The sequence below is a fragment of the Hymenobacter armeniacus genome (genome assembly GCF_014699055.1).
In the GTDB taxonomy this organism is placed as follows: domain Bacteria; phylum Bacteroidota; class Bacteroidia; order Cytophagales; family Hymenobacteraceae; genus Hymenobacter; species Hymenobacter armeniacus.
This window is the reverse complement of sequence record NZ_JACXAC010000005.1, coordinates 606,317-628,229: the sequence shown is the minus strand read 5'-3', so window position 1 is coordinate 628,229 and position 21,913 is coordinate 606,317. Positions and strand designations below refer to the sequence as shown.

The 21,913-nt window shown below is 66.1% G+C and carries 19 protein-coding genes; 14 read left to right on the top strand and 5 right to left on the bottom strand.

All coding sequences use genetic code 11. The features are described 5' to 3' along the window. Window positions 1–47: 47 nt before the first annotated feature. Complete coding sequence (locus IC234_RS17380) at window positions 48–1,040, bottom strand: DUF1028 domain-containing protein (RefSeq protein WP_190927057.1); 993 nt, start codon at window positions 1,038–1,040, stop codon at window positions 48–50. A 144-nt stretch (window positions 1,041–1,184) separates the two neighbouring features. On the opposite strand from IC234_RS17380, the gene IC234_RS17375 reads away from it, so the two are divergent. From IC234_RS17375 to IC234_RS17350, 6 genes are all read left to right on the top strand, one after another. Next, a complete protein-coding gene (locus tag IC234_RS17375) occupies window positions 1,185–2,621 on the top strand; it encodes an amidohydrolase family protein (protein WP_190927055.1) in 1,437 nt (478 codons plus the stop codon). Window positions 2,622–3,019: 398 nt separating this feature from the next. Further along, window positions 3,020–3,373 carry an ASCH/PUA domain-containing protein gene (locus tag IC234_RS17370; protein ID WP_190927053.1) on the top strand — a complete coding sequence of 118 codons (354 nt, stop codon included), beginning with the start codon at window positions 3,020–3,022 and terminating at the stop codon, window positions 3,371–3,373. Window positions 3,374–3,442: 69 nt separating this feature from the next. Continuing rightward, a complete protein-coding gene (locus tag IC234_RS17365; RefSeq protein ID WP_190927051.1) occupies window positions 3,443–4,399 on the top strand; it encodes an ABC transporter ATP-binding protein in 957 nt (318 codons plus the stop codon). After that, complete coding sequence (locus IC234_RS17360) at window positions 4,387–5,958, top strand: ABC transporter permease/substrate-binding protein (RefSeq protein WP_190927049.1); 1,572 nt, start codon at window positions 4,387–4,389, stop codon at window positions 5,956–5,958. Before IC234_RS17365 ends, IC234_RS17360 begins: the two co-directional genes overlap by 13 nt. A gap of 37 nt (window positions 5,959–5,995) precedes the next feature. Continuing rightward, window positions 5,996–6,514 carry a GNAT family N-acetyltransferase gene (locus IC234_RS17355; protein WP_190927046.1) on the top strand — a complete coding sequence of 173 codons (519 nt, stop codon included), beginning with the start codon at window positions 5,996–5,998 and terminating at the stop codon, window positions 6,512–6,514. A 20-nt stretch (window positions 6,515–6,534) separates the two neighbouring features. Then, window positions 6,535–7,020, top strand: coding sequence for a peptide deformylase (locus IC234_RS17350; protein WP_190927044.1), 486 nt, complete (start codon window positions 6,535–6,537; stop codon window positions 7,018–7,020). A gap of 9 nt (window positions 7,021–7,029) precedes the next feature. Here the strand turns inward: IC234_RS17350 and IC234_RS17345 are convergent, their stop codons facing one another. Next, on the bottom strand, window positions 7,030–8,469 hold the full coding sequence (locus tag IC234_RS17345; RefSeq protein WP_190927042.1) for an amidohydrolase: 1,440 nt from the start codon (window positions 8,467–8,469) through the stop codon (window positions 7,030–7,032). Between the two features lie 194 nt (window positions 8,470–8,663). Beyond that, the gene (locus IC234_RS17340; protein WP_317173400.1) at window positions 8,664–11,318 is read right to left on the bottom strand and encodes a M1 family aminopeptidase; all 2,655 of its coding nucleotides are present in this window, start codon (window positions 11,316–11,318) and stop codon (window positions 8,664–8,666) included. Between the two features lie 16 nt (window positions 11,319–11,334). Here IC234_RS17340 and pxpB point away from each other — a divergent pair, with 16 nt between their 5' ends. The 7 genes from pxpB to msrB all read left to right on the top strand — a co-directional run bounded on the left by pxpB (window position 11,335) and on the right by msrB (window position 17,710). Further along, window positions 11,335–12,081 (top strand): 5-oxoprolinase subunit PxpB, encoded by a 747-nt coding sequence (pxpB, locus tag IC234_RS17335; RefSeq protein WP_317173399.1) that lies wholly within the window; start codon window positions 11,335–11,337, stop codon window positions 12,079–12,081. Continuing rightward, window positions 12,071–13,078 carry a 5-oxoprolinase subunit C family protein gene (locus tag IC234_RS17330; protein WP_190927040.1) on the top strand — a complete coding sequence of 336 codons (1,008 nt, stop codon included), beginning with the start codon at window positions 12,071–12,073 and terminating at the stop codon, window positions 13,076–13,078. Before pxpB ends, IC234_RS17330 begins: the two co-directional genes overlap by 11 nt. 132 nt (window positions 13,079–13,210) lie before the next feature. Further along, on the top strand, window positions 13,211–13,993 hold the full coding sequence (locus tag IC234_RS17325; protein ID WP_190927038.1) for a LamB/YcsF family protein: 783 nt from the start codon (window positions 13,211–13,213) through the stop codon (window positions 13,991–13,993). 56 nt (window positions 13,994–14,049) lie between these two features. Continuing rightward, window positions 14,050–15,192, top strand: coding sequence for an NRAMP family divalent metal transporter (locus IC234_RS17320; RefSeq protein WP_223827736.1), 1,143 nt, complete (start codon window positions 14,050–14,052; stop codon window positions 15,190–15,192). Between the two features lie 158 nt (window positions 15,193–15,350). After that, on the top strand, window positions 15,351–16,874 hold the full coding sequence (locus tag IC234_RS17315) for an NCS1 family nucleobase:cation symporter-1 (RefSeq protein ID WP_190927034.1): 1,524 nt from the start codon (window positions 15,351–15,353) through the stop codon (window positions 16,872–16,874). An 8-nt stretch (window positions 16,875–16,882) separates the two neighbouring features. Further along, a complete protein-coding gene (locus IC234_RS17310; RefSeq protein ID WP_190927032.1) occupies window positions 16,883–17,242 on the top strand; it encodes a hypothetical protein in 360 nt (119 codons plus the stop codon). A 21-nt stretch (window positions 17,243–17,263) separates the two neighbouring features. Further along, window positions 17,264–17,710, top strand: a complete 447-nt coding sequence (gene msrB, locus IC234_RS17305) for a peptide-methionine (R)-S-oxide reductase MsrB (RefSeq protein WP_190927030.1) — start codon at window positions 17,264–17,266, stop codon at window positions 17,708–17,710. 7 nt (window positions 17,711–17,717) lie between these two features. On the opposite strand, the gene IC234_RS17300 is transcribed toward msrB, so the two are convergent. Beyond that, window positions 17,718–17,873, bottom strand: coding sequence for a hypothetical protein (locus IC234_RS17300; protein WP_190927028.1), 156 nt, complete (start codon window positions 17,871–17,873; stop codon window positions 17,718–17,720). Between the two features lie 15 nt (window positions 17,874–17,888). After that, complete coding sequence (locus IC234_RS17295) at window positions 17,889–19,133, bottom strand: hypothetical protein (RefSeq protein ID WP_190927026.1); 1,245 nt, start codon at window positions 19,131–19,133, stop codon at window positions 17,889–17,891. Window positions 19,134–19,331: 198 nt separating this feature from the next. On the opposite strand from IC234_RS17295, the gene uvrA reads away from it, so the two are divergent. Further along, on the top strand, window positions 19,332–21,857 hold the full coding sequence (uvrA, locus tag IC234_RS17290; RefSeq protein ID WP_190927024.1) for an excinuclease ABC subunit UvrA: 2,526 nt from the start codon (window positions 19,332–19,334) through the stop codon (window positions 21,855–21,857). Window positions 21,858–21,913: the final 56 nt, after the last annotated feature.

The window sequence follows — 21,913 nt, the reverse complement described above, 5'->3', positions numbered from 1 at the left end:
ATATTGCGTCTCTACCTCGTTCAGGATTGAGACGCAAATATGCGTCTCTACAGCGCCAGAATCTGCTTCAGCTCCGCATCGGTCACCGTGAGCAGGCCCACTTTAGGCAGGCGCTGGGTGAGGACGCGCCAGTTGGGTTCCTGCTTGAAAATGGGGCGCAGCAAGGCCAGCGCGGCGGGCACCTGCTGCTTGTTGGCCAGCGTGATGGCGTGCCAGTACTTCATTTCCAGGTTTTGCGGGAACATCTTTTCGGCCGCCTGATACTCGTTGATGGCCGTGGGCATGTCGTTTTTCTCCACGGCCAGGTCGCCGGCGTTCATGTGGTCGTAGGCGCGCTGCAGGCGGAGCAGGCGGCGCAGCTCCACGAGTGGGGCGGCGTGGTCTTCCACGCGCAGGTCCACGAGGCGGTCGGCCCAGGGGCCTTCGGTAGCGGTGCCGCGCACCACCAGCAGCGCCGCCGACTGCCGGCCGCGGATGTCGCCGCCCGCGGCCTGGGCGGCATCCAGCGCGGCCAGCACCCGCTCGGCCAGGGGCAGCCGGGCGTTTTGCTCGTAGGCCTTGGCCATGGCGGGCCACACGGTGGCGTTGAGCATCATGTTGGCCTGCACCGAGAACTGGTTGCCCTGCTGATGGCCGGCCATGTCGACGCACTTCTTGCCGGTGTGGGTGGCCACGCGGCCCTGGTTGTCGAGGATGGCAACCTGGCGCACGTCGCGGCCTTCGTCGTTCAACAGCAACTCGTCCAGCGCCTGCTGGGCCGATTTTCCGCTTTTCAGCAACGCCAGCCCGCGCGGGCCGAAGGACTTGTTGGTGAACGACTGGGTGGCCACCATGCCCACGCCGGCCTCGCCCCAGCTCACGGAAGTGCCCACCGAAAACCAGTGGCTTTGCACGGCCACGGCCATTTCGCCGGTGGCCGGGTCGCGCGCCACAATGCTGAAGGTGTGCGCAAAGGGGTCGGCGGTGGAATACATCTGGGCCGCGGCGGACCGATGAAAGAGGAGCAGCAGCGTCAGGCAGGAGAGTAGAAAATTGCGCATGGGAAGAGGTTGAGAAAGACGATGGACACGGGCCGGCCCGTAGAGACGCATCTTTGCGTCTCGTCGTTGAACGACTCGACTTTGCGGTGCGGGCGACGGGGCGCAAAGATGCGTCTCTACGGGCCAGCATTCTTCCCTCAGCTTATGACTCCTTTCGCACGCTCCCGCCGCCTGCTCGCCGCTTCCCTGTGTTGCGTCCTTGGTGCCTCGGCCCAGGCCCAGCAGTTTACCCCGCAGGTGCAGGAGTTCATCAAGGTGAGCGCATCCACCGTGGCCCTTACCGACGCGAAGGTGATTGATGGCACCGGTCGACCCGCCCAGCTCCACCAAACCGTGCTGCTCCAGAATGGCCGCATCACGCAGGTGGGCCCCGCGAAAAAGGTGAAAGTACCGGCCGGAGCACAGGTCATCAATTGCGCGGGCAAGACGCTGATTCCGGGCCTGGTGATGCTGCACGAGCACCTGTACTACACCATGCCAGCGGGCCCGTACTTCAACATCGCCCAGATGCCCTATTCCTTCCCGCGGCTGTACCTGGCCGGGGGCGCCACCACCATCCGCACGGCCGGCAGCATCGAGCCGCAAACCGACCTGGCCATCAAGCGGCTAATTTCGGAGGGCAAGCTCATTGGGCCCGACATGGACGTGAGCGCGCCCTACATGGAGGAGCCGGCCATGGACATTCCGGCCCTGAACACCATCAAAGGCCCCGAGGACGCGGCGGCCACCACCAGGTTTTGGGCCGACAAGGGCTGCACGTCGTTCAAAATGTACATGCACGCCACCCGCGCCGACCTGGCCGCCGTGGTGCGCGAGGCCCACGCCCGCCAGCTCAAGGTAACCGGCCACCTCTGCGCCCTCAGCTACCGCGAGGCGGCCGAAATCGGCATCGACAACCTGGAGCACGGCTTCATGGCCAGCTCCGACTTTGTGCCCAACAAAGCCGCCGACGCCTGCGACTACCCCGCCGCCCGCCAGAGCCTGCTGCGCCTGCCACAGAACAGCCCGGACATGGCCAGCCTCATCAAGTTTCTGGTCAGCAAGCACGTGGCGCTCACCTCCACGCTCACCGTGTTTGAGCCCTACACCGGGCGCGAAGTGGTGCTGGGCGGCGGGCTGGAGTCGCTGATTCCGCAGCTGCAGGAGCGCGAGCGGGCCACTTGGCAGCAAAACCAGCAAAAGGACACCGCCAGCGTGCGGCTGTTCAAGAAGAACATGGCTTGGGAGAAGCAGTTTCACGACGCCGGCGGCCTGCTGGTGGCCGGCACCGACCCCACCGGCGCGGGGCGCACCATTGCCGGATATTCCAACCGCCGCCAGCTGGAACTGCTGGTCGAAGAAGGGTTTACGCCGGTACAGGCCATCAAAATCGGCACCCTGAACGGGGCCATCTACCTGGGCCGCGACAAGGAAATCGGCACCATCGAGGCCGGCAAACAGGCCGACCTGGTGCTCATCAATGGCGACCCCGAGAAGGACATTCAGCAGGTGCGGCAGATGGAAATTGTCTTTAAAAACGGCGTGGGGTTCGATTCCGTCAAGCTGTTTGAGTCGATGAAAGGCAAGGTGGGGCTGAACTAGCGGCCAGCGCCTGGAAGCCACAAGCCAATAATTGGACGCATCTTTGAGGTTCGGCTTCGCCAATCCCTCATTTTTTTATCAATTTATGGAAGCGCTCGAAACGGCGACTTAGCCGGCCCAGCGCCGCGCTTACCGACCTGGCGAAAACCGGTAACGCAGGCCGTTCAATCGATTGTGAAACCTGGCAAAGCCGTTGATTGCGGCAGAGCCCGCGGCTGTCCGCTCCCATGTTTTCGACCGGAACTATCCTGATTTCCTTTGCGTTGAATCATCTTGGCCTGGTTTTTTGCTTATCTTGAGAAAAACCAAGCCTTCACCTTCGAAGCCTAAGTCCCCCCACCGACGCCCGCCCATGCGGCGGCCTCCCGGCCGGCAGCTTCCTCTCAACGACCCATCCCATGAATTCGCATACCTCCTTTCCCGAGCCGTTTGTGCCGCAGTTCCAAATTCAGAACCCCGGCCAACGCCAAACCCACGAGCTCAAAACCTGGCCCTCGTGCTTCGCCGCCGCCAAGGCCGGCAACAAACCGTTTGATGTGCGCGAAAACGACCGAAATTTTCAGGTCGGCGACATGCTCATCCTGCGCGAGTTCGACCCCGACAGCGGGCAATTCACCGGCCGTACCGTCACGCGCTGGGTGAGCTACGTGCTGGAGGGCGGCGCCTTCGGCGTGCAGCCCAACTGGTGCGTGCTGGGCTTCAGCGAGCAAGCGCCCATTCCGGCCGGCATCACCGACATCCGGCTCTGGTAGCCGGCGTCCTTGGAGTGCTGGGCAGCAGCCCCAACGTTGGGTGGCCCGTTGGGTTTACCTTGCTGCCGTATGCCCGATTCCTTACCCCCGGTTATCCGCGTTTCCAGTCTTAGCAAGCGCTTTGGCGCGCACGCCGTGGTGCGGGAAGTGTCGTTTGAGCTGGCGGCGGGCCACACGCTGGTGCTGCTGGGTCCCAGCGGCTGCGGCAAAACCACGCTGCTCAAAATGCTCAACCGCCTGATTGAGCCCGACGCCGGCACCGTCGAAATCAACGACCAAGACGTGCGGCACCAGCGCCCCGAAGCCCTGCGGCGCGGCATGGGCTACGTCATTCAGCAGGTGGGGCTGCTGCCGCACTACACCGTGGCCGAAAACGTGGCCGTGGTGCCGCGCCTGCTGGGCCAGGCGCCAGCCGCCATTGCCGAGCGCACCACGGCGCTGCTGGCCCGGCTGCACCTGCCGCCCGCGCGCTACGCCGGACAGTACCCGCACCAGCTCTCGGGCGGGCAGCAGCAGCGCGTGGGCCTGGCCCGCGCCCTGGCCGCCGACCCACCCATCGTGCTGCTCGACGAGCCCTTTGGCGCCCTCGACCCCATCACGCGGGCCAGCATCCGGCGCGAGTTTCGGGAGTTGGAGGAGCTGCGCCGCAAAACCGTGGTACTCGTGACGCACGACGTGACGGAAGCCTTCGAGCTGGCCGACCAAATTTTGCTGCTCGATGCCGGCCAGGTGCAGCAGCTGGGCACGCCGCGCGAGCTGCTGTTTCGGCCCGCCAATGACTTCGTGCGCCGCTTTTTCGCGGCCGAACGCCTGGCCTTGCAGCTGCGCACCCTGACTTTGGGCGACGTATTTCCCGATAACACGCGCCAGGCCAGCGGCGCATCCTTCACCACAAGCACCACGGTAAACGAGGCCTTGGAAGCCCTGACCACCGGCGACCAAGCGGCCGCTTCCTTTACCATGGCCCAGCTCATGGCGGCCTTCGGCGACGCCCTGCAACGAGAGGAGGACGCATGGAAACGCTAAGCGCCCTGTTCGTTTTCTGGCGCGAGCAGGCCGGCAAGCTGGGCGAGCAAACGCTGCAGCACATCGGCCTCACGGCAGGCTCGCTGCTGCTGGGGGTGTTGCTGGGCGTGCCGCTCGGGCTGCTGTTGTCGCGCCGGCCGCGCTGGGCGCCGGCGGTGCTGGGCCTGGCCGGCGTGCTCCAAACGGTGCCCAGCATTGCCCTGCTCGGCTTTCTGATTCCGCTGCTGGGCATCGGGCCGAAGCCGGCCATCTTCGCGCTGTTTCTGTATTCGCTGCTGCCCATCATTCGCAACACGCTGGCGGGCATTCAGGGCGTGCCGCCGGCCGTGGTGGAAGCCGCCCGTGGCCTGGGCCTGACCGATGCGCAGGTGCTGCGCCAGGTAGAGCTGCCGCTGGCCTTGCCGGTGCTCATGGCGGGCATCCGCACGGCCACGGTGATAAACGTGGGGGTGGCCACGCTGGCCGCCTACGTGGCGGCCGGCGGGTTGGGCGAATTCATTTTTGGGGGCATTGCCCTCAACAACCCGGTCATGATTCTGGCCGGGGCACTGCCGGCGGCCGGGCTGGCGCTGGCTTTCGATGCGCTGCTGGGCGGCGTGCAGCGGCTGAGCACCCGCCGCCTGGGCCAGGTGGGCACCGCGCTGCTGGTGGTGCTGCCGCTGCTGGGTGCGCTCTACCTGCTGCCCCGCGCCACCGGCAAGCTGTTGGCCGGGTTCAGCCCCGAGTTTGTGGGCCGGGCCGATGGCCTGCCCAGCCTCACCAAAACCTACGGACTGCGGCGCCTGCCCAGCGTGGTGCTGGCCCCCGCGCTGGTGTACGAAGCCGCCCGCCACGCCGATGTCGACGTCATCGACGGCTACTCCACCGACGGCCGCATCCGGGCCTACGACCTGCGGGTGCTGCGCGACGACCGCCGCGTGTTTCCGCCCTACTACGCCGTGCCGGTGGTGCGCCCGGCCCTGCTGCTGCAGCACCCCGAACTGGCGCCCGTGCTGGCGCGCCTCAATGGCCTGATATCCGACTCGGCCATGACTAACCTGAACTACCGGGCCGACTACCTGCACCAAGACCCCAAAGCCATTGCCGAAGCCTATCTGCGGCGCCGGGGCTTGTGGCGGGCGCCGCGGGCCGCCGCGCCGGGCGCCCCGGTGGTGCGCCTGGGCTCCAAGATTTTTGCCGAGCAATACATCCTGATTGAGATGTACGCGGCCCTGATTCGCGGCTACACCGACCTGGCCGTGCAAACCAAAACCGGCCTGGGCGGCACCACCATCTGCTTCGAAGCGCTGCGCACCGGCGCCATCGACCTCTACCCCGAATACACCGGCACCGGCCTGCTGGTGCTGCTACAGCCCACGCCCGCCGTGGTCGATTCGCTGGGCGGCCAGCCGGCGGCGGTGCTGGGCTACGTGCGGCGGGAGTTCCGTCGGCGCTACCAGCTGGAGTGGCTGGCGCCGCTGGGCTTCAACAACACCTACGCCCTGCTGATGCGGCAGCGGCAGGCCCGGCAGCTGGGCATTGCCAGCGTGTCGGATTTGGGTCATTTTCTGCGGCAATAGACCCTTTCCCGAAAATGGGCCGCCGTATTTTTGTGCCATGAAACTTGCCACCGCTACCCCTTCCGACGTACCCCGCCTCGCCCGCCTTGTGAACCGCGCCTACCGCGGCGACTCATCGCGCCAGGGCTGGACCACGGAGGCGCATCTGCTCGATGGCCAGCGCATCGACGAGGAAGGTCTGCGCGAAATGCTGGCGGTGCCCGGTGCCGCCATTCTGATGTGCCTGGACGAAAACGACGAGCTGCTGGGCAGCTTCTACGCCCACGCCACGGGCGAGAAAGTATACCTGGGCATGCTGGCTGTGGAGCCCCAGGGCCAAGCGCGCGGTGTGGGCAAGTTCCTCATTCGGGCCGCCGAAGACTACGGGCGCCAGCACAGCTGCACCGTGAGCAAGATGACCGTCATCTCCGTCCGTGCGGAGCTCATTGCCTACTACGAGCGCCAAGGCTACCGCCAAACCGGCGCCACCGAGCCCTTCCCCACCGACCCGCGCTTCGGCATTCCCCGGCAGCCGCTCACGCTGCTGGTGCTGGAAAAGCCGCTGACTTACGCCTGACTCATCCCAAAGCCTTCGCCATGAAAACCCTGGCTGACATGGTCCTGCTCGGCGACCCGCGCCTCTACGAGGTGTGCGAGCCCGTGACGGAAGCCGACTTGCCGCGGGTAGCCGGCTGGGTGGCCGACCTGCACCACGTGATGAACGAAGTGCGCGCCAAGTACGGCTTCGGGCGGGGCATTGCGGCGCCGCAGCTCGGCATCATGAAGCGGCTGGTGTACCTCAACCTCGACCGGCCCTTGGTGCTGCTCAACCCCGAGCTGACCGACGCCAGCGACGACCTGTTTGAGCTCTGGGACGACTGCATGAGTTTTCCTAACCTGCTGGTGCGCGTGCGGCGGCACCAGTCCCTCACGGTGCGCTACCGCGACGAGCACTGGCAGCCGCAGGTGTGGCCGGTGCAGGGCGCGCTCTCGGAGCTGCTGCAGCACGAGTGCGACCACCTCGACGGCGTGCTGTGCACCATGCGCGCCATCGATGCGCAGTCGTTTCGCTGGCGGCCCTAGCCCGGCGGGCTAGTCGCGGTAGTTGAGGGCGGGCTTGCGGTCGCCGAGCAGGGGCTTGTACGCGTAGTCGCCCACCTGCTGCTTGAGCTCGGCTTTGGCTTTGGTCAGCAGGTCAGGAGAAGTGAACAGGTCGATGCCGGTGAGGGCCATGGTTTTGGCGGCCACCATCATGCCTTTGATGCCAATTTCCTTGCCGCTGCACGCCACGGCCTGCCAGCTGTGCGCGGGCGTGCCGGGCACCCAGGTGGCAGCCGAGAGGCCCACGGTGGGCACCACGTAGCTCACGTCGCCCACGTCGGAGCTGCCGCCCAAGCTCCGCACCTGGTAGGGCGCCACCTCTGCGGCCTGCACCACCGGTGGCGCCGGCACGCCCAGCGACGCCTGAATTTTCTGGCCAAATGCGGTTTCCTCGGCCGTGTAGGCGACGCCGCCCACCTGCTCCAGGTTGCGCTGCAGGGCGCGAGCCAGGGTTTCGTTCACAAGCAAATCGTGGGTGCCGCCGATGATTTCGTAGTCCATGGTAGTGCCGGTGCCCAAGGCAGCGCCTTCCGCAGCTTTCACCACCCGCTCGAACACGGCCTGCACCTCGGCCCGGTTGGGGTGGCGCACGTAGTAATACACCTCAGCAAAGTCGGGCACCACGTTGGGCGCCTTGCCGCCGTTGGTGATGACGTAGTGAATGCGCGTTTCCTGGGGCACGTGTTCGCGCATCAGGTTCACCATGTTGTCCATCGCCTCCACGCCGTCGAGGGAGCTACGGCCGCGCTCGGGCGCGCCGGCCGCGTGCGCTGCGATGCCGTGGAAGCGGAATTTGGCCGAGGTGTTGGCGATGAACTTGCCGGCCATGGTGGCGTTTTCGCTGCTCGGGTGCCAGTGCAGCACCGCATCCACGCCTTGGAACAAGCCAGCGCGCACCAGGTACACCTTGCCGCTGCCGCCTTCCTCGGCCGGGCAGCCGTACACCTTCACGGTGCCGCGCAGCTTGCCTTCCTTCAGCAGCTTTTTCAGGGCAATGCCCGCCGCCACGCTGGCCGTGCCGAAGAGGTTGTGCCCGCAGCCGTGGCCGGCATCCTGGCCGGCAATGGCGGTTTTGTCGGCCACCGCTTGCTGGGCCAACCCCGGCAGCGCATCGTACTCGGCCAGAATGCCGATGACCGGCTCGCCGCTGCCGTAGGTGGCCACGAAGGCCGTGGGCATGTCGGCCACGCCGGCCTGCACCGTGAAGCCGTTTTTGCGCAGCTGCTCCTGCAGCAGCGCTGAGCTTTTGGTTTCCTTGTAGCCCACCTCGGCAAAGCCCCAGATGCGTTGCGCCACCTGCTGGTACTCGGTGTAATGCGCCTGCAAGTCCTGAAGCGCTTCGGTTTTGAGGGCGTCGGCGGGCGGCAGGGCCGGGCGGGAAGCCAGCAGCAGGCCAGTGGCCAGCAGGCCGAGGGCGGTACGGTTTTTCATGGACACGACGTGGGGGCGGGCGGTTGTACCCGCCCGAAAGTAGCACCGGGCCGGCGTTGCAAGCATGGGAATGTAGAGACGCGACACTTCGCGGCTTGGCAGCGGCGCCGTTGGTGTGTCATTTGCAAGTCATGACGGTATTATCGTTTTACGCCGAGACGCGAAGGGTCGCGTGTCTATATCCCTCTCATGGCTTACCGCACCAGCTTCTCGGCCCGAAACAGGTCGTCGGCCGCTTGCAACAGCTTGGCCCGCAGCTTGGGGTGGTAGTCGGGGTGGGCGGCTAGGAAAGTGCGCACCGTGGCAGCGGCACTCGCCGTTTGGTAGCTGCCCAATGTGGCCTGCAGCCAGGAATAGGGAAAGAAAATGTCGCCCGTGAGCTGGATTTCTTCCAGCAAATCGAGGCTGGCCGGCAGGTATTTCTCCGACGTAGCCTGCCGCAGCGGGTGGTGCAGGTAGCCCAGCGCCGAAGTCACCCAGGCTTCTTTTTTGCGGCCTTTTTTGTCTTTGAGAGTGGCAAAGAAGGCGTCGCGCGTGGCCGCATCGGGCGCCAGGGCGGGCATGAGGTATTGCAGGCGCAGGCGGCGGTCCTCGTTTTTGATGCGGGCCAGCTGCGCGGGCAGAATGGGCGCGGCGGCGGGGTAGTCGCGCACGGCCAGCGCCAGGGCCAGCGCGGTGTAGTCGTCCTCGGTCAGCTTCACGCCGACGGGGGCTTTTTCGGCTTGCCAGATGCCGTAGAGTCGAGTTTGCGCCGCCTTGGTCAGGGCCACCGACTGATAGGTTTTGAACAGCTGCTTCTTGGAGTTGGGCGCGGGGTTCTTCTGCATGGCCGCCCACAGGTCGGCTTCCAGCCCCGGCCCCACGGCCAGCCGCTGGGCCGGGCTCAGAAACTGCCAGAAAATGGCGCTGGCCTGGCCCGTGAGCAGCTTCAGGTTCAGCTCTTCGGGCTCGCGGGTGAGGGCCTGGCGGTACGTCTTCAGTAGTTCCAGCGGCTTGACGCCATCGCCGCGGAGCATGTTTTCGTAGAGGTTGACGTAGGTGGCGGCGCGGGCCGCGGGGCTTTTTATTTCGGTGAGGCCCGGCAGCAGCGCCGGCGCCACCGGAAACACGCCGTAGCCCACGCCCGTGGAATTGAACACGATGCGCTTCGGCAAAAACGGAATCCGGATGCCCTTTTCCGAGCCGTCCATTTTCACGCTCAGCTGCTGCTGCTCGCCGCTGGCCGATTCAACCAGCACCTCAAACTCCTGCGGCCACAGGCGGTCGGAGCCGTCCTCGGCCGTTTGCGTCACGTACAGACCGTAGCGCTGGTCGTGGCCGCCGCTGATGCGGTAGCTGAACACCGGCCGGCCGGGCTGGTTCACCCACACCTGGTTCCAGGCCTGCAGGTCGGCGGGCGTGCGGGCATCGAGGATGGCGATGAGGTCGGGCCAGGTGGCGTTGCCGTGGGCGTATTGGCGCAGGTATTCCTGCAGGCCGGCCCGGAAGGCTTCGGGGCCCATCAGGCGCTCCAACTGGCGCATCATGATGGGCGCTTTGTGGTAGATGATGTTGCCGTAGAGCGAGCCCGCGTCCTGCAGGTTGGCCAGCGGCTGGCGGATGGGGTTGGCGCCGGCCGTGCGGTCGATGCCGTAGGCGGCGGGGTAATGGTCGATGACGAACTTGAGGTCGTAGTTCGAATTTTTGACGGCCACCTGCGTGATTTTATCGGCCATGAAGTTGGCAAACACCTCCTTCATCCACACGTCGTTGAACCAGCGCATGGTCACCAAGTCGCCGAACCACATGTGCGCCGTTTCGTGCGACACCACGTTGGCGCGCTCTAGCACTTGGTCCTGTGTGGCGCCCTCGTCCAGAAACAAGGTCGAGGCCTTGTAATCGATGGCCCCGACGTGCTCCATGCCGCCGTACTGAAAATCCGGAATGGCCACGAAATCAAACTTCTGAAACGGGTACTTGATACCCGTGTACTGCTCCATAAACTGCAGCGCATCGGCGTGCAGCTGGAAGATGGGGCCGAGGCTGAGGCGCAGCTTGGCCGGGTCGGTTTCGCGGTGCAGGAAGCTCATCGGGCGGCCGTTGAGCGTGCGGTTTAGCCGCGCGAACTTGCCCGCCGCGAAGGAAAACAGGTAGGTGCTGATGCTGTCGGAAGGGGCGAAGGTGTAGCGTTTGGACGGACTAGGACCAACGTTGAGCACCGAGTCGCGCACCGGCGCATTGCCCACGGCTTTCCAACCGGCGGGCACCGTGAGGGCCAGTGTGAACGAGGCCTTCAAATCGGGCTGGTCGAAGACCGGAAACACCGTGCGGGCGCGGTCGGGCACCAGCAGCGTGTAGAGGTAGTCGGCGTTGCGATTGAGCGACTGCTCGCCGGCCGCGAAGCTGATATTGACCTCGTTGCGGCCCACTTTCAGCGCGCTGGCGGGTAACACCAGGTGTTCGTTGCGGTGGTCGATTTCGACGGTCTGCCCGTTCACCGTGAGGCCATGCAGGTTGGCCGTGGGCGCCTTGAAGTCGAGCTGCACGGGGTCGAGGTTGTCGCGCAGCGTGAACGACGCCGTTTCTTCCGCGGCAATGGGCTCCGCTTTCTGGGCCGGAATACTTAGGCGAAGGCCGTAGGCAACGCGGCTGATGTTTTGCTTGCGCGCCGTGGCCAGCGTTTCCGAAACACCTTTTTCGACGGGCGGCAGGGCGCGGGGCGGGGCGGGTGAGGCAGGAGGCACGGCGGTTTGCAACACCGGTTGGCGCTGGCAGGCGCCGGCCGCCACGGCCAGCAGAAGCCCACCGGCCCTGCCATATTTACGGAAGCTGAAAATCATCAACGAAAAGCTCGGTAGGAAGAGCTTCAAAAATAACCGCCAGCCCGTGAGCACTGCCCCCCAACCGCCTGCGCCCCGGGCCGCCGACGTGCGGCTGTTTCCGCTGGGCGACGCGGCCGTGGTGCTGGAATTCGGCCACGGCATCAGCCCCGCCATTCACCGCGCCATCCAGGCCGTGAGCCGCTACCTGACGGAGTACCCCTTCCCGGGGCTGCGCGAGCTGGTGCCCGCCTTCACCACGCTCACCGTGTACTACGACCCGTGGGTGTTGAGCGAAAACGGCCGCCACCAGCCCTACGAGCGGGTGGCCGAAATCCTGCACCAGCTGCTGCCCGCGGCCCAGGCCGCCGCAGGAGAAGCGGGCACGGACCTGGTGGAAATCCCGGTGTGCTACGGCGGCGAGTTCGGGCCCGACCTGGCTTTCGTGGCGGCCCACACGGGCCTGCCCCCGGGCGAGGTTATTGCCCGGCACTCAGCCCCCGACTACCTGGTGCACCTGATAGGCTTTGCGCCCGGCTTCCCCTACTTGGGCGGGCTCGATGAGCGGCTGGCCGCCCCGCGCAAAGCCGAGCCGCGGGCCCTGGTGCCGGCCGGGGCCGTGGGCATTGCAGGGGCCCAAACCGGCATCTATTCCCTGCCCACGCCGGGCGGCTGGCAGCTCATCGGGCGCACCCCGCGGCGGCTGTTCAGCCCCGAATGGGCACGGCCCAGCTTGCTGCAAGCCGGCCAGCGGCTGCGCTTCGTGCCGATTGACGAAGCCGAATTTTACCACCTCCAGCAGCATGAGCATTAGCGTTTTGCGCCCCGGCCTGCTCACCACCGTGCAAGACCTCGGCCGGCACGGCTACCAGCAAGACGGCATCCTGGTGAGCGGGGCCATGGACGCCACCGCCCTGCGCGTGGCCAACCTGCTGGTGGGCAACCCCGACCACGCCGCCGTCCTCGAAATCACGCTGCTGGGCCCTCGCCTGCGCTTTGAAACCGACCACCTCATCGCCCTCACCGGCGCGCACCTCTCCCCCACCCTCAACGGCCGGCCGGTCGGAATGCACCGGCCAGTGTGGGTGGCGGCGGGCACGGAGCTAGCCTTTGGCGCGGCCGTGGCGGGCAGCCGGGCCTACCTGGCGGTTTCGGGTGGTATCGACGTGCCGCCGGTGCTGGGCAGCCGGGCTACCTACCTGCGAGCAGGCTTTGGCGGCTTTCGCGGCCGGGCGCTGCGGGCGGGCGATGTGCTTTTCGTGGCCGGCCCAACGCCGACGGGCCAGCAGCTGATGGCCGCGCTGGCAGCTTCGGCTGCTTCAGCAGCCTGGGCGCCGGCCCGCTGGACTCCCGGCCCGGCGCTGTGCCCCGCGCCCTTGCCTAATCCAACCATTCGGGCAATGGCTGGCCCGGAATACGAGCAGTTTACGCCGGAAAGCCGCCGCGCTTTCTGGCAGCAGCCTTTTACGGTGACAACGGAGGCCGACCGCATGGGCTACCGGCTGCATGGCCCGGTGCTGGAGCGCCAAACGCAGGTCGAGCTGTTGTCCAGCGCCGTCACGTTTGGGACGGTGCAGGTGCCGGCCGGGGGCCAGCCCATTGTGCTCATGGCCGACCACCAAACCACGGGAGGATACCCGCGCATGGCCCAGGTTATCACCGCCGATTTTTCGGTGCTGGCGCAGGTGCGGCCGGGGCAAAGCATTCGCTTTCGGGAAGTTTCGTTGGTCGAGGCGCAGGCGCTGTACCTTGCGCAGGAGCGGCGGCTGCGGGCGTTGCAGCGGGCCGTGGAAACAGTTTTTGGCAGCTAGCAGCACGTCATGCTGAGCTTGTCGAAGCATCTCTACCGCAGCAGTAAACCGCTCGATTGAATTGCGTTGCGCGGTAGAGATGCTTCGACAAGCTCAGCATGACGTGCCATTTTGTTTTCATAATTCATAAATATGCTCCCACCTCTTACCGTTGACCTTAACTGCGACATGGGCGAAAGCTTCGGGGCCTGGACCCTGGGGCACGACGAGGCCCTCATGCCGTTCATCACCTCGGCCAACATTGCCTGCGGCTTTCACGCCGGCGACCCCGGCGTGATGAAGCGCACCGTGCGCGCGGCCCTGCAGCACAGCGTGGCCCTGGGCGCCCACCCCGGCCTGCCCGATTTGGTCGGTTTTGGCCGGCGCAACCTGGACATTTCGCCCGAAGAAGCGTTCGACCTGACGGTGTACCAGCTCGGGGCCTTGCACGCCGTGGCCCGGGCCGAAGGCGGCCAGCTGCACCACCTCAAGCCCCACGGCGCCCTCTACAACATGGCCGCCACCAACGCCGCCCTGGCCGAGGCCATTGCCGCAGCTGTGTATAAGGTGCAGCCCGAGCTGACGCTCTACGGCCTGGCCGGCTCGGAGCTGACCAAAGCCGGCGAAAAGCTGGGCCTGCGCACGGCCCACGAAGTCTTCGCCGACCGCACCTACCAGGCCAACGGCACCCTCACCCCGCGCCGCCAGCCCGACGCCCTCATTGGCAGCGCCGAGGCGGCCATTGCGCAGGTGCTGCGCATGGTGCAGCACGGCCAGGTGCGCGCGCAGCAGGGCCAGGACGTCGCCATTCGGGCCGACACCGTGTGCCTGCACGGCGACGGCGCCCATGCCCTGGAATTTGCCCAGCGCCTGCACGCCGAGCTGAAGGCCGCGGGGGTGCAGCTACAGGCCGGCCGCCCGGCCGTGGCCCCATGAGGCCGCCGCCCAAGGCCCGCTGGTGGGGCGGGGCCACGCTCGGCGCCGCTTTTTTGATGGCCAACTCGTCCATCGGACCGGGTTTCCTGACCCAGACCACGGTGTTTACCCAGCAGCTGCTCACCAGCTTCGGGTTCGTCATTCTGGTATCGGTGCTGCTCGACATCGGCGCCCAGCTCAACACCTGGCGCATTCTCACGGTGAGCGAGTTGCGGGCGCAGGACCTTTCCAACCAGTTGCTGCCGGGCCTGGGCTACTTTCTGGCGGCCATGGTCATCCTGGGCGGATTTGCCTTCAACATCGGCAACATCGCCGGCTGCGGCCTGGGCCTGAACGTGCTCACGGGCCTCAGCTTCGAGCAGGGCGCCATAATAAGCTGCGCGGTGGCGCTGCTGTTGTTCTGGGTGCAGGAAATCGGGAAGATGCTCGACGGCTTCACCAAGATTCTCGGCACGGTCAAGATTCTGCTCACGCTGGGCATTGCCATCAGCGCGCACCCGCCGGTGCTGCAGGCGCTGCACCACACGCTACTGCCCGTGAAGGTGAGCGCGGCGTCCATCGTGACCATTGTGGGCGGCACCGTGGGCGGCTACATCACGTTTTCGGGCGCGCACCGGCTGCTCGACGCCGGCATCAAAGGGCCCGACCACCAGGCGGAAGTGACGCGCAGCGCCCTCAGCGGCATTGTTATTTCCACCGTCATGCGGTTTGTGCTGTTTCTGGCCATTGTAGGCGTGCTCAGCCACGGCGCCGTGCTCGACAAGGACAACCCCGCGGCGGGCGTGTTCCGCTCGGCGGCGGGCGAGGTGGGCTTCCGGGTGTTTGGGGTCATTTTGTGGAGCGCGGCCATTTCTTCGGTGGTGGGCGCGGGCTACACGTCGGTGTCGTTTTTCAAAACCTTCCACCCCGTTTTTGCGCGCTATGAGCGGGTGTGCATCTCGGTGTTCATCGTGCTTTCCACCGCGGTATTTGTGCTGGTGGGCAAGCCCGCGCAGCTGCTGGTGCTGGCCGGGGCCGTCAACGGCCTCATCCTGCCCATTGCGCTGGCCATTATCCTCATAGCCGCCACCAACCGCCGCCTGATGCGCGGCTACCGGCACCCGCGCTGGATGCTGGCCGCCGGCTGGGTGGTGGTGCTGATAATGGGCGGCCTGAGCGTGCCCGTGCTGGTGGAGCAGGTGAGCGGGCTGTTGCGCTGAGTGGTGAGCGGCGAGTCATAAAGGAACGTCATGCTCATCTGGCGTCCGCGCAGTCGAAGCATCTCTACTGCGCAAGTAATTATTTACTATTGCGGTAGAGATGCTTCGACTGCGCGGACGCCAGATGAGCATGACGTTCTTATTAGTTCGATTCGACCATGAACCCCGCTACTGAAATCGCGCCCGCCCCCGGCCTCACCAGCCCCGACCTGGCCCCCGTGGCGCCCACCGAGCGCACCTGGGGCACCGGCAACTACGCCGCTCTTTGGATTAGCATGAGCCTGTGCATTCCGACCTACATGCTGGCCAGCTCGCTCATCGAGGGCGGCATGAACTGGTGGCAGGCCCTGCTCACCATCTTCCTGGGCAACACCATCGTGCTGGTGCCTATGCTGCTCAATGGCCGGGCCGGGGCGCAGTACGGCATCCCGTTTCCGGTGTTTGCGCGGGCCAGCTTTGGCGTGCGCGGGGCCAACGTGCCGGCGCTGCTGCGGGCCATCATTGCCTGCGGCTGGTTCGGCATTCAGACGTGGATAGGCGGCTATGCCCTCTACCAAATGGCGGTGCTGTGGGTGCCGGGGCTGGCCACGCTGCCGGCCGTTTTTCCGGCCAGCTGGGGGCTGGCCACGGGGCCGGCCATCGTGTTTCTGCTGTTTTGGGTGCTGAACATGTACGTGGTGTACCTGGGCGTCGACAGCATTCGGAAGCTATTGGTGTTCAAAGCCTTTTTCCTGCCAGTGGCGGCGCTGGCGCTGCTGTGGTGGGCCATATCGGCGGGCAATGGGCTGGGGCCCATTTTGGCGCAGCCGAGCAAATTCACGAGCAGCGCACAGTTCTGGGCGTTCTTCTTTCCCTCGCTCACGGGCATGGTGGGCTTCTGGGCCACGCTCTCGCTCAACATTCCGGATTTCACGCGCTACGCCACCAGCCAGCGCGCCCAGCAGATGGGCCAGGCCATTGGCCTGCCCACGTCCATGACGCTGTTTTCCTTCGTGGGCGTGGTCGTGACCTCGGCCACGTTCGTCATCTACGGCAAAACTATCTGGGACCCGGTGGTGCTGGCCGGCAAGTTCGACAGCAAGCTGCTGGTGAGCTTCGCCATGCTGGCCGTGGCCCTGAGCACGCTGGCCACCAACATTGCCGCCAACATCGTGAGCCCGGCCAACGACTTCGCCAACTTCTCGCCCGCGCGCATCAGCTTCAAAACCGGCGGCTACATTACCGGCGTCATCGGCCTGCTCATCTTCCCCTGGAAGCTCATTGCCGACCCGTCGGGCTACATTTTCACCTGGCTGGTGGGCTACTCGGGCCTGCTGGGCCCCATCGGCGGCATCATGATTGCCGACTACTACCTCATCCGCCAGCAGCAGCTCGACGTGCCCGACCTCTACCAGTACCACGGCCGCTACGCCTACCGCAACGGCGTGAACCGCGCCGCCCTGCTGGCGCTCGTTGTGGGCATTCTGCCTAACGTGCCGGGCTTCCTCACCGCCATCGGCGTGCTCGACAAGGGCGCGGTGTGGCCGGGGCTGGTGGCCGTGTACAACTACGCCTGGTTCGTGGGCTTCCTGGTGTCGGGCGCCGTTTATTTGCTGCTGATGCGGGCCCAAACCGCCGGCCAACCCGCGCCGCGCGGCCCGGAAGCCGCCATTCCCAATTCCTCACCTTCGCTTGCTCAATAACCTGGTTCATGGTTGACGTCACCATTCAGCACGACACCGTCGTGTTCACCGTGCAGGGCCTGCACAAAATCTGGGCTTTCAAAAGCTCGCTCACCATTCCGCGCAGCCACATTTCGGGCGTCCGGGCCGATGCGGAAGTGGGCAAAAACCTCAGCGGCTTTCGGGCGCTGGGCACCTACATGCCGTGGGTCATCAAAGCCGGCACCTTTTACCTGCACGGCGTGCCGGGCCTCAAGCCCGCGTTTGTCGACGTGGTACACCCCGAAAACGTGGTGGTCATCGACCTGCAAGACGAAGAATACCAGCAGCTCATCATCGAAGTCGACGACCCCGCAGCCGTGGTGGCCCTGCTAACCACCAGCGCCTAGCCGCGCCCGGCCAATCGTAGCATGCTGCGTTGGAAAGACGTCCTCGCCTACGCCAAGTACGGCAACCCCGAGCCCGCCCGGCGCGTGGAGCATTCGGAAGCTGAGTGGGCCGCGCTGCTGCCGCCGGAGCGGTTTCGGGTGCTGCGCCAGCACGCCACCGAACCGCCCTACCGCAACGCCTACTGCCGCGCCTACGAGCCCGGCCGCTACGCCTGCGCCGGCTGCGGCAGCCTTTTGTTTGAGGCCGAGGAGAAGTACCACGCCATTTCGGGCTGGCCCAGCTTTCGGCAGCCCGCGGCCCGCAGCGCCATTGCGTATTTCTTCGACGAAAGCTTCAGCATGCAGCGCATTGAGGCGCGCTGCAACGTGTGCGGCGGCCACCTCGGCCACGTGTTTCCCGACGGGCCGGAGCCGGCCGGACTGCGGTATTGCATGAACTCGGCCAGCCTGGTGCTGCAGCCGGGCTAAGCGGCGCCTACTTGCCGCGCTTGTCCAGCTCGTCGAGGTCGGCAGAGCCTTGGGCTGGGGGCATCCACTGCCAGGGGTGAGTGTCCTTGGGGGAGTTTATTTTCAAGTAGTTCAGCTGCACCGTGTTGGGCACCACCTGCTGGCAGGGGCTGGCCGCTGCCACGCCATACAGGCACAGCTACATGGGCTTGCCAAAGCGGGCCCAGGGCAATTCCAGGTACTGACCGGCCAGCAGGGCACCCACCTCCTGGCCGTTCACCAGCACTTTCACGGCCTCGGCGCCTGCCGAATGGGCGGGGCGGTAGATGTACACGAATGCCGTGTCGGACCGCAGCGGGGTGCGCAGGCTGGGGTACGGGCTGGTGGCGCCGGTGCTCATGTCGAGGCCGTAGGCCAAGGGTTCGCCGGTGTGGTCGGGCACGTTGGTGCGGGCCAGGACCGCGCCGGCCACTCCCGCTATCATGCTCGTTCGGCCTTGGGCCTGGGCCAGCGCGGCCTCGTGTACCTGGTCGAGCGGGGTTTCGCCCACGAAGGTGAAGGAATTGCCCTGGCGCATCAGCGGGAAATACTCCTTGCCATACTTCACGAAAGCTTGCTGGCCGTCGCAGAAGCCCCACAGCTCGGGCAGCGGCACGTTGTGGTCGATGCCGAGGCGTCCTTTCGGCCGCACCCGCGCCACGCCCAGCCACTGCACCGTGGCCAGGCGGCTGCGGTAGTGCCGCCGCAGCGTGTCGAGGGAAAACGCCAGGGCGGTATCGGGCCGGTTGGCCAGAAACTGGTCGAAGCGCAGGTACAGGCCCCGGCGCAGGGGTTCGCGCAGCACGGCGGGCACGGCGCGGCGGCCCACCAGCGCCGCGGGCTGGTCGGCGGGCAGCTCGGTCAGGGTGCGGGCCGGGCGGGCGGCCACCGTCGGCCAGGCAGTGCCGGTGAGCTGGCCCAGGCAGTGGCCGAGCATCTGGGTCACGTGTTCGGCGTGGCGGTACGTCACTTCGCGGCCGGTGTTACTGGCCTGAGCGGCCACGGCCTGCACGAAATGGTAGCCGTCGGGCAGGTGCTCGTACACGTCGGCGGCCAGCTCGGCGGTGGCCTGTTCCTGAGTGCCGCCTAGGGTTTCGCTGAGTTGCAGCCGGCGCAGGCACAGCACCACCGGGTGGTCGAACGGCTGACGGGGCAGCTGGCTTAGCAGAAACGTGGTGAGCTCGGGCCCCACGCCCTGCCGAAACTCGATGGCCGCCGATTTGCCAGCCCGGTACGCAATGCCGATGGGCGGATTTCCAACGCGGCCGTCCACCACTTGCTCCACCCACACGGCCCGGCCGGGCACGTTCAGGGTTTGGGAAGTCAGGTCGGGATAATAGGTTTGGGCGCGGGCCGCACGCCCGGCGCCGGCCAGCAGCAACACGGCCAGTAGAACTGTTTTCACGCAGGAAAGAAAGTTGTGGCGTCAAGGTTAAGCAGGATTTCTCAGACGGCCAACCGCTTGGCCCGTGGCGCCCGGACCCATGCCGCCCATGGACTCAGCCGTAGCAAGCACCAGCCGGCACAGCTATCTGCCAGCGGCATGGATGAACCCGCGGCGGCTACGTATGCGAAGCCTAGCCCAACGCAACGCCTCCTTTCCATGGCCAATTCCTCCCCCTCCTCTGCTTCCGATTTCACCGGCTTCGTGCGCGTGCGCGGGGCCCGCGAGCACAACCTCAAAAACGTCGACGTCGACATTCCGCGCGATGCCCTGGTGGTGTTCACCGGCGTGTCGGGCTCGGGCAAAAGCAGCCTGGCGTTTGGCACGCTCTACGCCGAGGCTCAGCGGCGGTATCTGGAGTCGGTGTCGCCCTACGCCCGCCGCTTATTTCACCAGATGGCGGTGCCCGAAGTCACGGCCATCGACGGGCTGCCGCCGGCGGTGGCTTTGCAGCAGCAGCGCGGCGCGCCCAGCACCCGCTCGTCGGTGGGCTCGGTGACGACGCTTTCCAACCTTTTGCGCATGCTGTACTCGCGGGCCGGCGACTACCCGGCCGGCCAAGGCATCATCTACGCCGAAGCCTTTTCGCCCAACACCGCCGAGGGCGCCTGCCCCACCTGCCACGGCCTGGGCCGCGTGTATGAAGTGACGGAGCAGAGCATGGTGCCCGACCCCACGCTCACCATCCGGGAGCGGGCCATTGCGGCCTGGCCCCAAGCCTGGGGTGGCCAAAACCAGCGCGACATCCTGGTGAGCATGGGCTACGACGTGGACACGCCCTGGCAGGACCTCCCGCAGAAGGACCGGGACTGGATACTCTTCACCGAAGAGCAGCCCGTGCTGCCCGTGTACCCCGGCTACTCGCCCGAGCAAACGCAGCGCGCCATCAAGCGCCGCGAGCCGCCGAACTATATGGGCACTTTCATGGGGGTGAAGAAATACGTGTTGCACACCTTCGCCACCACCCAGAGCGCACTCATGAAAAAGCGCGTGGCCCAGTACATGCTGGGCTCCGACTGCCCCACCTGCCACGGCAAGCGCCTGCGCCGGGAGTCGCTGAGCGTGAAGTTTGCCGGGCTGGACATTGCGGAGATGTCGCGGTTGCCGCTGAAGCGGCTGGCGGCGCTGCTGCAGCCCTTTGCCGCGGGCAAAACGGCCGGCCACCTCGCGCACCCCGAACAGGCCATCGTGGCCCGGCGCATTGCCGAGGACTTGGCCGCGCGGCTCACCGTGTTGCTCGATTTGGGCCTGGGATACCTGTCGCTGGAGCGCGGCACGCCTACACTGTCGCCGGGCGAGCTGCAGCGGCTAAGGCTGGCTACCCAGCTGTATTCTAACCTGTTCGGGGTGGTGTACGTGCTCGACGAGCCCAGCGCCGGCCTGCACCCGGCCGATACGGAGGCTTTGTTGAAGGCGTTGGCTGGCCTGAAAAGCGCGGGCAACTCACTGTTTGTGGTGGAGCACGATTTGGACGTCATCCGCCAGGCCGACTGGCTGGTGGACGTGGGCCCCGCCGCCGGCGAGAAAGGCGGCGAGATTCTTTACAGCGGCCCTCCTGAAGGCCTGAAAGCCGTGGTCGCCTCCCAGACGCGCCAGTTTCTGTTCGACATTGCGGCCCTGCCCGAACAGTCGCCGCGCCGGCCTACCGGCTGGCTGAAGCTGGCCGGTGTGACGCGCAACAACCTCGACCGCCTCGATGTGGAATTTCCGCTGGGCGTGTTCACCACGGTTACGGGCGTGTCGGGCTCGGGCAAGTCCAGCCTCGTGAGCCAGGTGCTGGTGGAGCTGGTGGCCGAAAGCCTGGGCCAGGCCATTGAAGCCGAAGAAGAGGAAACCGACCCGCTGGCCGCGCCCGCGCCGGCCACGCTCGGCGGCCACATCACGGCCGGCCTAGACAAAATCAAGCGCCTGGTGCGCGTCGACCAGAAGCCCATCGGCCGCACGCCGCGCTCCAACATGGCCACCTACACCGGCCTGTTCGACCATGTGCGCAAGCTCTTCGCCGCCACGCCCGACGCGAAAAAGCGCCGCTACGACGCCGGCCGTTTTTCTTTCAACGTGGCCAAGGGTCGCTGCGAAAACTGCGCCGGCGAGGGCTTCGTGATGGTGGAACTGCTGTTTCTGCCCAGCGTGTACGCCCCCTGCCCCGTGTGCCACGGCGCCCGCTACAACGCCAAAACCCTCGAAATCCAGTACCGCGACAAGAACATTGCCGAAGTGCTGGGCCTGACCGTGGACGACGCGTGGGAGTTCTTCGCCGATGAGCCCGCCATCTTCCGCGCCCTCACCGTGCTGCGCGAGGTGGGCCTGGGCTACCTGCGCCTCGGCCAACCCGCCACCGAGCTCAGCGGCGGCGAGGCTCAGCGCATCAAGCTCGCTACGGAGCTGCAGCGCATCGGCCGCGGCAACACGCTCTACGTGCTCGACGAGCCCACCACCGGCTTGCACCCGTCAGATATTGAGAAGCTGATGACACAGCTCGAAGGCCTGGTGGAAGCCGGCAACACGGTCATCGTGGTGGAGCACGACATGCGCGTGGTGGCCGGCTCCGATTGGGTCATCGACATCGGCCCCGGCGCCGGGGAAGAAGGCGGCCGCGTGGTGGCCGCCGGCCCGCCGCGCGAGGTGGCGAAGGTGCGTGAGAGCCGCACAGCGCCGTATTTAAAGGCGTTTCTGGCGGGGTAGAGACGCACTATGTTGCGTCTCGTCGTTGAACAAATACGCTTGCACGACAACCGAAC